The organism is Cupriavidus sp. AU9028 (genome assembly GCF_019795295.1).
Classification (GTDB): Bacteria; Pseudomonadota; Gammaproteobacteria; order Burkholderiales; family Burkholderiaceae; genus Cupriavidus.
In genome coordinates this window covers 178,911-191,586 of the sequence record NZ_JAIMCG010000008.1, presented here as the reverse complement: position 1 = coordinate 191,586, position 12,676 = coordinate 178,911, and the positions used below count along the sequence as shown (strand labels likewise).

The following is a 12,676-nucleotide window of genomic DNA, read 5'->3' as shown; positions in this document are numbered from 1 at the left end:
ATGCCCCGTACGCGTCTCTCTGCTTTCCTGACATTGCTGGCGCTCGGCGCAGGCGGGGCCGCCGCCCTGGCGGCAACCACGCCCGCGCTGGCCGACACCGTGCTCTCCACCGGCGCCATGCCGCGTGGGGAACAGGGCACCTCATCTGGGGCCTTCGGTATCGGGCAGGCGATCCGGGAAGGGGAGGCGCGGCGCGGCACGCAACTCTCGACGCGCAGCCATGCCGGTAACCCCGCGGGCCAGGGGCAGGGCGTGCCGCTGTCGTCCCAGCCCGCCTATGCCGACTTGCCGGTCTATGTCGGGACGCTGGGCAATCGTCCGATCCGTCTGCGAATCGGGCCGAAGCCGGATACCCGCGACAGTTTCCACGGCGAGTATGGGTTCGAGGACGGGCGCGGCGTGCGGCTGCTTTCCGGCGAATACGTCGATGGCGCGCTGCTGATGGAGGAGTCGGCCGATGGCACCCATGTGACAGGGCAGTGGGAAGGCAGGATCGACCCCTACGGGGCAATCCAGGGCCAGTGGTTCGATGTCTCGAATCCATCCCGGGGGCTGCCGTTCGCCATCCGCCCGGTCGGCGTAATGGTGATACCGCCGGTCGGCATGGTGCCGGGCGATGCTGGCAGCGGCGTCACCTATGCCCCGCCGCCGCCGCGCTCCTCGATCCTGGATGGCAAGCCGGACAAGGGTGGCAAGCCGGCGGGAACCACGCAATCGCGCTGAGCGGGGCGCCTCACACCGCGCCCTTGCCACGCGCCTGCAGGCATGGCGGCGACCGGTGCATTGCTGGTAAGCTCGAGTGATCTTCCAGTATTCCCGATGAGGCTGCCCCCGTGTCCGACCGACCTGTCACCACCACCAGTTCTTCCGTATCCGGCGAGCCGCTGCCTGCGTTTCCGCAGACCGTGGCAGTGCAGCCCGCGCTGGATATTCCTCCCGGCTTCGACTCCTTTTCTCCGCCTACCCATCGTGGCTCCACGGTGGTGTTCCGCAACCTGGCGGAACTGCGCGCACATGGCGATCGCGAGACTACCTATTGGCGTTACGGCCTGCATGCGACGCCGACCAGCGAGGCGCTGTGCCAGCATCTGGCGCTGATCGAAGGCGCCTCGCATACGCTGCTGCTGCCCTCCGGCCTCGCTGCCATTTCGCTGGTCTACTTCGCGTTGCTCAAGGCGGGCGACGATGTGCTGGTGCCGCATAACGTCTACGGCCCGAACCGCGATCACGGCGAATGGCTGGCGCGCGATTTCGGCATTACCGTGCGCTATTACGACCCGATGATCGGCGCCGGCATTGCCGACCTGATCCGCGCGGAAACCCGGCTGATCTGGATGGAAGCGCCCGGTTCGGTGACGATGGAAGTGCCGGATAGCGAGGCCATCATCGCCGCGGCGCGCAGCCGGGGTGTGGTTACCGCGATCGACAACACCTGGTCGGCTGGCGTTTATTTCCGCCCGTTCGACAAGGGCATCGATATTTCGGTGCAGGCGCTGACCAAGTATCAGTCCGGCGGCAGCGACGTGCTGATGGGCGCGGTGCTCTGGCGCGACGACTCGCTGGGTCAGCGGCTCAGGCAGGCGCGTGCCCGCATGGGATGGGGCGTGTCCGCCGACGACTGCTATCTGGTGCTGCGCTCGCTGCCCAGCATGCCGGTACGGCTGGCGGCCCACGACCGCGCCGCCCGGGAGATTGCCGAATGGCTGGCACAGCGGCCGGAAGTGTCCCGGGTCCTGCATCCGGCATTGCCCGAATGCCCGGGCCACGAGTTCTGGCGCCGCGATTTCAGCGGCGCGAGCGGCCTGTTCGCCATCGTGCTGCGCGAGCGGTATGCACGCGCGCAGGTCGATGCCTTCGTCGAGGGCCTGCAGCGGTTTGCGATTGGCTGGTCCTGGGGCGGGGCGCGCAGTCTTGCCGTTCCCTATCACGTGCAGACCATGCGTCCGGCCGGAAGCTGGCCGCCAGCGGGCTGGGAAGACGCTGGCGAACTGGTCCGGCTCTATATCGGGCTGGAAGATCCGCGCGATCTGATCGCCGACCTGAAGGCGGCGATGGAACGGCATCTGGCCGGCGCCTGAGTCCTTCGGCAACCCTGAAACGACACTGCCCGGCGCGATGGTCCTTCCGCGCCGGGCAGCATGGCGATGCCGGCCAGGGCCAGCCTGGCCGACGCGACTCAGGCCGCGTCGTGCGCGGAAGCGGTCGCTTGCGTGGCGGGCCGCTCCGTGGCGATGGGCGCGGCCTTGACGTTGCTGGCAGCGGCCGAGGGCGCCGCCCACACCGAATCCTGCGGTCCCTTGCGTGCACGCCGCTGGGTCGCGCGCGCCAGCGCCACGTATCCGGCGGCCAGAGCGATCGCGCCGATGTCGAAGCCGGCCACGCCCCATTGGCCGTTCGCCACCGTGCGGGCGATATGGTCGCCCGTCACCACGGCATTGGTCACCGGCACCAGCAGCGAAGCCAGCGCCGCGGCATAGAGCAGCTCGGTCGCGGCCTGCACCGGGGCACGCAGCAGCGCCCACGCGAGCGCGGCGAAGAACACCGGGAAATAGACGTACGACGAGGGAAGGTCCGGCCACAGCAGCGCGCCTGAGAACGCCGCCGCCACGCCGACGCAGCAGCCGATGCAGACACCCACGGTAGCCTGCGCCAGCAGGCGGTGGATGCGCGGCTGTTCCGCCTGGCGCAGCTTGCGGCGCGACTCGATCCACAGCAGGTTGCCCGAGTAGAACACGAACGCACCGGCCAGGCCCGCCAGCAGGTAGACCAGGCGGATCCCCAGGTCGCCGAAGGTGCCGTAGTGCAGCGCGAACATCGCGCTATAGACCGCGTGGTTGGTGTCGCGGCCGCTGGCCGTCTGGTTGCTGATCACCTCGCCCGAATTCGGTTGGCCGGCTGCCGCATGCAGCCCCACCGAACCCCAGTTGCCCAGCGCCCGCTCGCTTTCGCCGCGCACATCCGCCAGCGCGTTGGCGTCGCCGATCTGCTGGTAATGGATCGAATTGGGGGTAAAGCGCTCGCCGCCGGCTTCCCTGGCGATGGCGAGCAGCCGCTCGGCCGGCAGCAGTTCGGCGGGGCGTCCGGCGGCCGTGGCGATCGGCACGCCGGCGGTCAGGGTCGGCACCTCGTTCATCAACTTGCCGTTGAAGGTCATGGTGTTGAACGCCATCATCAGCACCAGCGACAGGCAGAACAGCGCCCCCGTCACGGCGAAGATCAGATGGAACGGCAGGCTGAACAGACCGAGTACATTGTGCGCGTCCATCCAGAAGCGCTTCAGGTTCCGCCCCGGCCGTACGGCGAACAGGTCCTTCTTCAGCCGTGGCAGATGCAGCAGCACGCCGGAAACGAGCGCGACGCCGTAGAGCAGCGAGACCACGCCCATGAAGTAGATGCCGACGTCGGGGATGCCCAGGCCGTAGTGCAGGACGTTGAGGAAGTTCGCCAGTTCACCGGTGACCTGCTTGATGTCGGTGTCCCTGGGCGAGGTCTGGCCGGCTTCCAGCTTGGCAGACGTCGTCATGTGCCAGGTGCCGGCGCCGTCCTGCCAGTAAGCCGTCATCTCCGGCTCGCCCTCGGTCGGCAGCACCACGTAGGCGCTCTTGGCGGCATCGGGATGGGCCGCAACCATCTTCTGGACGAAGCGGTCCACCTCGGCGGGGTCTGTCGAGACTGTGGGCGCCGCCGCCTCCTTGTGGATGCGCGCGTGCGACTGCCATTCGTGCAGTTCGTGGTGGAAGACGGTAAGCGCCCCGGCAAAGAAGGCGATGAACAACGCCCATCCGGCCATCAGGCCGACCCAGGTATGCAGGGTCTGGTAGAGGCGCAAGGTAGTGGGTTTCATCCTGACTCCTTTGGAACCCTTAGAGACCGGCCGCCGGCACCGAGCGCAGCGCCCACAGTGCCCCATAGCAGACCGCGTTGGCCAGAGCCAGCCACAGCCAGGCGGCCCGGCTGGTGCGGAACATCACGCTGCCGCAGAAGATCGCCACCCACAGCGGCAGCGAGACGACGATTGCCACGACGGCGCCGCTCTTCCAGCCGCCTGGCAGCGGCAGCACGGCCAGCGTGCACAGGGCCATGGCGAGCGGCAGGCCGAGCAGGGCGCCGGCGAGCCATTTGGTTCCGAGCGTCATGCTGCCTCCTGTGCGTTGGCGCGACGCGATTGCACCCAGGTGCCGAAGAACGGCCAGGCGCTGACGGCGCAGGTGAGCGTCACCAGCATGCCGGCGATGGCGCTGGGCCAGCCGTGGCTCAGCGCCCATAACCAGGTACCAAGTACCGTCAGCGCGAGTGCCGACCAGCACAGGACGCCGGCCGAGGGCAGGGAGGCCCGCCGCGCAACCAGTACCTGGTTGGGCGAGGCGAGATACAGGCATGCGGCGGCGATCAGGCCGAGCACGATGGCAAGTCCTTCCATAGGCGAATCCATTCCTTTCGCAACAGGGTTCGGCGAAAACTGAATGATAATGATTCGCAATTTGGAGGGCAAGGACGATTATTGGACTTGCCTGTGCGTTGGCTGCCGCTTGCCCTCTCACCCGGCCCTCTCACCCGGCCCTCTCCCGCAAGCGGGCGAGGGGAGACAATCGGCGGCGGTTCCACCGCTGGCGGTGTGCTCCCTCTCCCCGTCAAGGGGAGAGGGCCGGGGAGAGGGGTTGGTTTTCGGGCGCTGCGCTCGCCTCAGACCGGAAACAGCGACAGCAGGCCGTCCAGGCCGACGTGATTGAACGCGACGTCGGCCTTCGCCCGCACCACCGGCTTGGCACGGAAGGCCACCGACAGGCCCGCGACCGCCATCATCTTCAGGTCGTTGGAGCCGTCGCCCATCACGATGGCCTGCTCGGGACGCGCGCCGATCGCTGCGCAGGTTTCCAGCACCGTGCGCGCCTTGACTTCGGCATTGACGATCTCGCCGAGCACCTGGCCCGTCAGCTTGCCATCGACGATCTCCAGCGTGTTCGCGCGGGTGAAGTCCAGTTGCAGCCGGGATTGCAGCTGCCCGGTGAAGTGAACGAAACCGCCCGAGACGAGCAGCGTGCGCAGGCCCGCCGCGCGGACGGCTTCCAGCATCCGTTCGGCACCGGGCGACAGCCGCAGCCGCTCGGCGTAGACGCGGTCGAGCACGCTGGCGTCCAGGCCCTTGAGCAGGGCCACCCGGCGCCGCAGGCTTTCGTTGAAATCGGTGATCTCGCCACGCATCGCGGCTTCGGTAATGGCCGACACCTCTGCCTTCAGTCCGCAGAAGTCGGCGATCTCGTCGATGCACTCGATCGTGATCAACGTCGAGTCCATGTCCATCGCCACCAGGCGGAAGTCCGACAGCTGGCGGTTGCCGGGGACGATCGCCCAATCGATGCCGCGCGGGCCGCACCAGTCGTCCAGCGCATCGCGCAGTCCGTCGCTGCCGTCGGCGCGGGGTTCGGAGCTCAGCTCGGCGCGTGCCACCGTTTCGCTGATCTGCGTCAGGCCCGGCGCGCCGGCAAGCTGGCGCAGCATGTCGATATCGGAAGCGGCGAGGGGGGCAAGGCTCTGGACGATCAGCGTCATGGAAGGCGGGATTGCGTGAGGAAAGGCGGCGCGGCCGGCAGGCGGCGCCGTGGCGAGGCGCTATTGTAATCAACCGGGGGCTGGCACTGGCCGCCCCGGCTTGCCGCAACCTTCGGCGGCCCCGCGTCAATCCCCCTGCAGGCTTGCGTCAGTCCTGCACCCGCAGGCTGTCCACCACCTTGTGCAGGAAGCGCTCGCAGGCGGCCAGCTGCTCGATCTCGACATATTCGTCGGCCTTGTGCGCCTGCTGGATGTCGCCGGGGCCGCAGACCACCGCCGGGATGCCGGCGCGCTGGAACAGGCCCCCTTCGGTGGCGTACGCGACCTTGCTGATGTCCCGGTCGCCCGTCAGCGCGCGCACCAGCTGGGTGATCGCGTCCTGCTCCGCCGCGTCGAGCGACGGCGCGGCGGCGATCCGCTCGATGGTCAGCCCCGCGTCCGGATGCTCGGCCTGCATCCGCGGCAGCAGCTCGTCGAAGGCGTAGCGCTGCACGCGGGCGAGAATCGCTTCGGGATCGACCCCGGGCAGGTTGCGGTATTCGAAGACGAACTCGCATAGCGCCGGAATCGTGTTCAGCGCGATGCCGCCCTGGATGGTGCCGGTCGAGGCGGTGGTGAAGGGCACGTCGAACGCCTGGTCGTACGGGCCGCGGGCGCGGAATTCATCGGCCAGGTCGCGGATGAAGCAGATCAGCCGGGCGGCGTATTCGATGGCGTTGACCCCGCGCGGCGTCAGCGACGAGTGGGCGGCGTGCCCCTTGACGCAGCAGCGGTAGGCATTGATCCCCTTGTGGGCGACGATCACCCGCATGCTGGTGGGCTCGCCGACGATGCAGCCCGCGGGCTGGATGCCGCGCTCGCGCAGCTCGGTCAGCATGTAGGGCGCGCCCATGCAGCCGATTTCCTCGTCGAAGGACAGCGCGAAATGCACCGGTTCGCGCAGGCGCGCCTGCTGCAGCGTCGGCAACATCGACAGCGCGGTGCCGATGAAGCCCTTCATGTCGCAGGCGCCTCGGCCATACAGCTTGCCGTCGCGCACCACCGGGTCGAACGGGTCCATGCTCCAGTTCTGTCCGTCCACCGGTACCACGTCGGTGTGGCCCGACCAGACGATGCCGCCCTGCACGCCGCCATCGGCGGCCGGCACCGTGACATACAGGTTCGCCTTGTTGCCGGCCGGGTTGTAGCTGAGCGTCGGGTCCAGTCCCTGGGCGGCGAGATGGTCGCGGATGGTCTCGATCAGCCCCAGGTTCGAGTTGCGGCTGGTCGTGTCGAAGGCAATCAGCCGGCGCGTCCAGTCCAGCGCGCTGTCCGGCGTCTCGCCCCACGCCGCGCCGGGCACCGTGCGCGTGGGAGTGGAGGAGGAGGGCATCGCGGTCTGCTGGGTGTCGGCTTGCATGGCTGGGGCGAAGTGGAGTTGGATCAGGCCGATCCTACACCCGGCTCCCGAAAGGCGTCCATTCCGCCACGGGGGGAGTTTCCGCCCCCGCCCGGACCCGCGTTCAGGCCAGTTGCCGCAGCGTCTGCTTGATGGTCTGCGCCCGCACCGCCACGTCGGGCATCTTCGCCTCGATCCGCAGCCGGTCCTGCCCGGCCAGCTTGATATGCCGGTTCTTCTGCACCAGGTCGATGATGCGGATGGCATCGATCGGCGGGTTCGGCACGAACTGCACGCTGATGGATGCCTCGCCTGCGTCGATCTTGCGCACACCGAGCGGCAGCGCGGCAATGCGCAACCGGTGCGTCTCGATCAGCGCCTGCGCGGGCTGCGGCAGCTTGCCGAAGCGGTCGACCAGTTCCTCCTGGATGTCGTCGATCTGCTCGGCGCGCTCGCAGTTCGCCAAGCGCTTGTACAGCGACAGCCGCTCGTGCACGTCGCTGCAATAGTCGTTCGGCAGCAGTGCCGGCGTACCGAGGTTGATCTCGGTCGTGACCGCCAGCGGGGCCATCAGGTCCGGCTCCTTGCCGGCCTTCAGCGACTTCACCGCGGCGTTCAGCATGTCGGTGTAGAGCTGGAAGCCGATCTCGTGGATCTCGCCCGATTGCTTGTCGCCCAGCACCTCGCCCGCGCCACGGATCTCCAGGTCATGCATGGCCAGATAGAAGCCCGAGCCCAGTTCCTCCATCTGCTGGATCGCTTCGAGCCGGCGCTGCGCCTGGCGCGTCAGCCCTTCGGGATCGTGCACCAGCAGGTAGGCATACGCCTGGTGGTGCGAACGGCCGACGCGGCCGCGCAGCTGGTGCAGCTGCGCCAGGCCGAACTTGTCGGCGCGATGGATCAGGATGGTGTTGGCGGTCGGCACGTCGATGCCGGTCTCGATGATGGTGGTGCACAGCAGGATATTGGCGCGCCGCGCGACGAAGTCGCGCATCACCCGCTCCAGCTCGCGCTCGTGCATCTGGCCGTGGGCCACCGCGATGCGCGCCTCCGGCACCAGTTCGGCCAGCCGCGCGCGCTTGTTCTCGATGGTCTCGACTTCGTTGTGCAGGAAGTAGACCTGCCCGCCGCGCTTGAGCTCGCGCAGGATGGCCTCCCGCAGCACGCCGTCTTCCTCTCGCCGCACGAAGGTCTTGATGGCCAGCCGCTTCTGCGGCGCGGTGGCGATCACCGAGAAGTCGCGCAGGCCTTCCAGGGCCATGCCCAGCGTGCGCGGAATTGGCGTGGCGGTCAGCGTCAGCACGTCGACTTCAGCCCGCAACGCCTTCAGCGCTTCCTTCTGCCGCACGCCGAAGCGGTGCTCCTCGTCGATGATGACCAGGCCCAGGCGCTGGAAACGCACCTCGTTGGACAGCAGCTTGTGGGTACCGATGACGATGTCCACGGTGCCGTCGTTGATCTGCTTGATCGCCGCGTCGACCTCCTTCTTGGTGCGGAAGCGCGACAGTTCGACGATCCGCACCGGCCAGTCGGCGAAGCGGTCCGACAGCGTCTGGAAGTGCTGCTCGGCCAGCAGCGTGGTCGGCGCCAGCATCGCGACCTGCTTGCCGCCCAGCACGGCGACGAAGGCGGCGCGCAAGGCGACCTCGGTCTTGCCGAAGCCCACGTCGCCGCAGACCAGCCGGTCCATCGGCTTGCCCGAGGTCATGTCGGCGATCACCGCCGAGATGGCCGCGGCCTGATCCGGCGTTTCCTCGAAGCCGAAGCTCTCGGCGAAGGTCTCGTAGTCTTTCGGCGATAGCGCGAAGGCATGCCCCTCGCGCAGCGCCCGGCGCGCGTACAGGTTCAGCAGCTCCGCGGCGGTATCGCGGATCTGCTGCGCGGCCCGGCGGCGCGCGCGGTCCCACTGGCCCGTGCCGAGCTGGTGCAGCGGCGCGGTGTCCGGATCGGCGCCCGAATAGCGCGAGATCACATGCAGCTGGTGCACCGGTACGTACAGCTTGCTGCCCTTGTCGTAGTCCAGGTGCAGGAATTCCTCGTCGCCCTGGCCCAGGTCCATGGTGACCAGGCCCTGGTAGCGGCCGATGCCGTGCTCCACGTGCACGACCGGATCGCCGATCTTCAGCTCGGCCAGGTCGCGCACCATCGCATCGACGCTGCTGGCCTGTTCCTGCTTGCGGCGGCCGGCGCGGCGCGCGGTATTGGCGTACAGCTCCGCCTCGGTGACGAAGGCCAGCGCCGCGCCGGGCAGCAGGAAGCCGCTCTGCAGCGGCGCCACCGCGATCGCGAAGGGGATATCGGCCGCAAGGAAGGCGGCGCAGTCCTCGACCGTCTGCGGGCGCAGGCCGCTTTCGGCGAACAGCTGCAGCAGCGTCTCGCGGCGGCCGGCCGAATCGGCGCACATCAGCACCCGCGCCTGCTTGCGCATCAGCAATGCTTCGAGGTTGACCAGCGGGTCCTCGGCGCGACGGTTGACCGACACATCGGGCAGCGGCGACGACACCGTCTGCACGCTGGGCTGGCCTCCTTCGGCACCGCCCTCGGCAGCGCCTGCGCGTTCGCCGGCGGCCGACAGCACCAGCCGCGCCATCGGCTTGGCCAGCGAGAAGAACTGCTCCTCGTTCAGGAACAGTTGCGACGGCGGCAGCAGCGGCCGCTCGCGGTCGTGCCGCATGAAGTCGTAGCGCTGCTGCGTGTCCGTCCAGAAGCGGCGCACCGCTTCGTCGACAGGGCCGACGAAGGCGAGCTGTGTCCCCTCCGGCAGATAGTCGAACAGCGTCGCGGCGGACTCGAAGAACAGCGGCAGGTAGTACTCGATGCCGGCAGACGGCACGCCATTGCCGATGTCCTTGTAGATCGGCGATTTGCTGGGATCGCCCTCGAACACCTCGCGCCAGCGCCCGCGGAAGGCGGTGCGCGAGGGCTCGTCGAGCGGAAACTCGCGGCCGGGCAGCAGCCGTACCTCGGACACCGGATACAGGCTGCGCTGCGTATCTGGATCGAAGGCGCGAATGGTCTCGATCTCGTCGCCGAACAGGTCGATCCGGTAAGGCAGCGGCGAGCCCATCGGGAACAGATCGATCAGGCCGCCGCGCACGCTGTATTCGCCCGGGCGCATCACCGCGCTGACATGCTCGTAGCCGGCCAGCGTGAACTGCGCCTTCAGCGCGGCCTCGTCCAGCGATTCCCCCTGCTTGAAGAAGAAGGTGTAGGCAGCGAGGAAGGCCGGCGGGGCGAGGCGGTACAGGGCAGTCTGCGCCGGGACCAGCATCACGTCGCACTGGCCGGTCTGGATGTCGTGCAGCGTCGCCAGCCGCTCGGAGATCAGGTCCTGGTGCGGCGAGAAGCTGTCGTAGGGCAGCGTTTCCCAGTCCGGCAGCACCCGCACGCGCAGCTCCGGCGCGAACCACGGAATCTCGTCGGCCAGCCGCTGCGCATCGACGGCATTGGCGCAGACCACCGACAGCATGGCGATCTCGCCGCGGTGGCGGCGGGCGTAGGCGGCCAGGCTCATCGCATCGGCGGAGCCATGCAGGCCGAAGACGTGATGGCGCTGGCCCGGCCGCAGCAGCGGCAACTGGACGGCATCCGGCAGCGCGGTGGAGGAGGGGGACTGGGGCAGCGGCGAAGCGTCGGACATTAAGCGGTCGGACCGTGCGAACGGTCGGGCGTTGAACAGGGGCGGCAGCAAACGACAGCACCCCGCCGGCAGTGCGGGCGGGGTGTCGAAGCAAGGGCCGTATTATAGAATGCCGGGGGCCGGCGTGCCGGCGCCCGGTGGACCTCATGAACCGGCGCGCCCCTGCAACCGCCTCCGAATTCCAACCCGCCGACGCGCCTCGTGTCATTCATTCCCGCCTTCCGGAACCCCCTTTCGTGTCCGAACGACGTTTTGCCCTGATTCCTTGCGCCGGCACCGGCAGCCGCGCCGGCGCGGGCTTGCCCAAGCAGTACCGGGAAGTGGCGGGGCGCCCGCTGATCTGGTATCCGCTCGCCGCCTTCGCCGCCTCGGAATCGATCGCCGCCACCGCCGTGGTGCTATCGCCCGACGACATGCCCCTGGAGGCGCGCTTCGGCGCAGCCGTCTTTGCCGGGCTGCGTTTCGATACCGCCTTCGTCGGCGGGCCGAGCCGGCATCAGTCGGTGCTGAACGGCCTGCGTCATCTGGCGCAACTGGGCGCGGCCGACCACGACTGGGTGCTGGTGCATGACGCCGCGCGGCCCGGCCTGACCCCGGTGATGATCGAGCAGCTGGTGCGGGCCGTGGAGGGCGACGGCCCCGACGCCGCGATCGGCGGCATCCTCGCCGTGCCGGTGCCCGATACGCTCAAGCGTGCCGACGCCGAGCCCAGCCGCATCGGCAGCACCGTGCCGCGCGAGGGCCTCTGGCAGGCGCAGACACCGCAGATGTTCCGCATCGGTGTATTGCGCCAGGCGCTGGAAGACGCGCTCGCGTGCGGGGCGGAGGTGACCGACGAGGCCAGCGCCATCGAGCGGCTCGGCCTGAAGCCGCGGCTGGTCAACGGTTCGCTGCGCAATTTCAAGGTGACCTGGCCCGAGGACTTCGCGCTCGCCGAAATCCTGCTCGGCGGCGCCCCTGCCGCCCCCAGTCCTGGAGACCATTCCGAATGATGCCTTTCGACTTTCGTGTCGGGCAGGGCTATGACGTCCATGCCCTGGTGCCCGGCCGCCCGCTGATCCTCGGCGGCGTGACGATTCCCCATGACCGCGGCCTGCTCGGCCATTCCGACGCGGACGCGCTGCTGCACGCGGTGACCGATGCGCTGTTCGGCGCGGCAGGGCTGGGCGATATCGGCCGCCATTTCCCGGATACCGACCCCGCCTTCGCTGGCGCCGACAGCCGCGCCCTGTTGCGCGAGGCGGTGCTGCGCGTGCGGCGCGCGGGCTATGCGGTTGGCAACGTCGATGCGACGGTGATCGCGCAGGCGCCGAAGCTGGCACCGCATATCGGGGCGATGGTGGCGAACCTGGCGGAGGACCTGGGCATTCCCGCCGACCGCTGCAACGTCAAGGCCAAGACCAACGAGAAGCTGGGATTCGAGGGGAGGCAGGAAGGCATCGTCGCGCAGGCAGCGGTGCTGATCTGGCGCAACGAGGGCGGGGCCGCGCAGGACTGACACGCCCGCCGCGCAGTTCAGAGCGCGGGCTGCGCCGGCGGCTCCGGTGGCGCTTCCTTCGTTACCGGATAGACGTAGTCCACCAGCCGCTCCAGCGGTCCCGAGCGGGCGCCGGCTTCGGTCCGGCGCGTAAAGCCCATCTGTTCGCACAGACGGTTGGCCGCCGCCATCTCCGGCATGGTGCGCACCATCAGGCCGGGCGCGCCGATGTCGCGTGCCCGCTCGATGCAGATTTGCATCAGCGTTCGTCCCAGCCCCAGTCCGCGCGCGCTCGTACTGACCGCAAGCAGCCGCGCTTCGGGTAGCGCCAGCGTGATGGTGCTGCCGTCCAGCGCCTGCAGGGTGGCACCAGGGTGGCAGAACAGGACCGCTCCGCTGATGCCGTGGTCGGCCTCCGCCACCCACCATTCCATTTCGGCCGAGTTTGAGGCGAGGACCGAGCGCATTCCCTGCTGGAAGGACGAGCGACAGTCCTCCATGATCTCCAGGTGATACTGCGCGTAGGCTTCCTGGGTGACGGTGGCGATATCGCCCCAGTCGGACGCGGTGGCGAGGCGGTAGTGGAAGCGGGGGGACGACGGGGAGGGCAGCTGACTCATGGCAATCCGCG

General features: G+C 68.8%; 11 protein-coding genes. 4 read left to right on the top strand and 7 right to left on the bottom strand.

The genetic code is table 11. From position 1 onward, the window contains the following. A complete protein-coding gene (locus K6V06_RS11355; RefSeq protein ID WP_222243419.1) occupies positions 1–723 on the top strand; it encodes a hypothetical protein in 723 nt (240 codons plus the stop codon). Between the two features lie 161 nt (positions 724–884). Continuing rightward, positions 885–2,078, top strand: coding sequence for a cystathionine beta-lyase (locus K6V06_RS11350; protein ID WP_255581775.1), 1,194 nt, complete (start codon positions 885–887; stop codon positions 2,076–2,078). A gap of 98 nt (positions 2,079–2,176) precedes the next feature. Here the strand turns inward: K6V06_RS11350 and K6V06_RS11345 are convergent, their stop codons facing one another. The 6 genes from K6V06_RS11345 to mfd all read right to left on the bottom strand — a co-directional run bounded on the left by K6V06_RS11345 (position 2,177) and on the right by mfd (position 10,568). Further along, entirely contained in the window at positions 2,177–3,844 is a 1,668-nt protein-coding gene (locus K6V06_RS11345; RefSeq protein WP_222243415.1) for a PepSY domain-containing protein, read from the bottom strand. A gap of 19 nt (positions 3,845–3,863) precedes the next feature. Continuing rightward, positions 3,864–4,136 carry a hypothetical protein gene (locus tag K6V06_RS11340; protein ID WP_222243413.1) on the bottom strand — a complete coding sequence of 91 codons (273 nt, stop codon included), beginning with the start codon at positions 4,134–4,136 and terminating at the stop codon, positions 3,864–3,866. Next, positions 4,133–4,420 (bottom strand): hypothetical protein, encoded by a 288-nt coding sequence (locus K6V06_RS11335; RefSeq protein WP_222243411.1) that lies wholly within the window; start codon positions 4,418–4,420, stop codon positions 4,133–4,135. Before K6V06_RS11335 ends, K6V06_RS11340 begins: the two co-directional genes overlap by 4 nt. A 263-nt stretch (positions 4,421–4,683) precedes the next feature. Beyond that, a complete protein-coding gene (serB, locus tag K6V06_RS11330) occupies positions 4,684–5,550 on the bottom strand; it encodes a phosphoserine phosphatase SerB (RefSeq protein WP_222243409.1) in 867 nt (288 codons plus the stop codon). A 148-nt stretch (positions 5,551–5,698) separates the two neighbouring features. Next, positions 5,699–6,949 carry an acetylornithine deacetylase gene (gene argE, locus K6V06_RS11325; RefSeq protein ID WP_222243407.1) on the bottom strand — a complete coding sequence of 417 codons (1,251 nt, stop codon included), beginning with the start codon at positions 6,947–6,949 and terminating at the stop codon, positions 5,699–5,701. A gap of 103 nt (positions 6,950–7,052) precedes the next feature. Further along, complete coding sequence (gene mfd / locus K6V06_RS11320; protein ID WP_222243405.1) at positions 7,053–10,568, bottom strand: transcription-repair coupling factor; 3,516 nt, start codon at positions 10,566–10,568, stop codon at positions 7,053–7,055. Positions 10,569–10,804: 236 nt separating this feature from the next. On the opposite strand from mfd, the gene ispD reads away from it, so the two are divergent. Continuing rightward, positions 10,805–11,560 carry a 2-C-methyl-D-erythritol 4-phosphate cytidylyltransferase gene (gene ispD, locus K6V06_RS11315; RefSeq protein WP_370637446.1) on the top strand — a complete coding sequence of 252 codons (756 nt, stop codon included), beginning with the start codon at positions 10,805–10,807 and terminating at the stop codon, positions 11,558–11,560. Beyond that, entirely contained in the window at positions 11,557–12,066 is a 510-nt protein-coding gene (gene ispF / locus K6V06_RS11310) for a 2-C-methyl-D-erythritol 2,4-cyclodiphosphate synthase (RefSeq protein ID WP_222243393.1), read from the top strand. The genes ispD and ispF overlap by 4 nt, the downstream gene beginning before the upstream one ends. Before the next feature lie 17 nt (positions 12,067–12,083). On the opposite strand, the gene K6V06_RS11305 is transcribed toward ispF, so the two are convergent. After that, complete coding sequence (locus K6V06_RS11305; RefSeq protein WP_222243391.1) at positions 12,084–12,665, bottom strand: GNAT family N-acetyltransferase; 582 nt, start codon at positions 12,663–12,665, stop codon at positions 12,084–12,086. Positions 12,666–12,676 lie beyond the last annotated feature (11 nt).

Bases quoted from the DNA above. Each gene is read 5' to 3' on its own strand.
- K6V06_RS11345 (WP_222243415.1), bottom strand. From the start codon at position 3,844: ATGAAACCCACTACCTTGCGCCTCTACCAGACCCTGCATACCTGGGTC.
- K6V06_RS11335 (WP_222243411.1), bottom strand. From the start codon at position 4,420: ATGGAAGGACTTGCCATCGTGCTCGGCCTGATCGCCGCCGCATGCCTG.
- K6V06_RS11305 (WP_222243391.1), bottom strand. From the start codon at position 12,665: ATGAGTCAGCTGCCCTCCCCGTCGTCCCCCCGCTTCCACTACCGCCTC.
- argE (WP_222243407.1), bottom strand. From the start codon at position 6,949: ATGCAAGCCGACACCCAGCAGACCGCGATGCCCTCCTCCTCCACTCCC.
- K6V06_RS11355 (WP_222243419.1), top strand. From the start codon at position 1: ATGCCCCGTACGCGTCTCTCTGCTTTCCTGACATTGCTGGCGCTCGGC.
- serB (WP_222243409.1), bottom strand. From the start codon at position 5,550: ATGACGCTGATCGTCCAGAGCCTTGCCCCCCTCGCCGCTTCCGATATC.
- mfd (WP_222243405.1), bottom strand. From the start codon at position 10,568: ATGTCCGACGCTTCGCCGCTGCCCCAGTCCCCCTCCTCCACCGCGCTG.
- ispF (WP_222243393.1), top strand. From the start codon at position 11,557: ATGATGCCTTTCGACTTTCGTGTCGGGCAGGGCTATGACGTCCATGCC.
- K6V06_RS11340 (WP_222243413.1), bottom strand. From the start codon at position 4,136: ATGACGCTCGGAACCAAATGGCTCGCCGGCGCCCTGCTCGGCCTGCCG.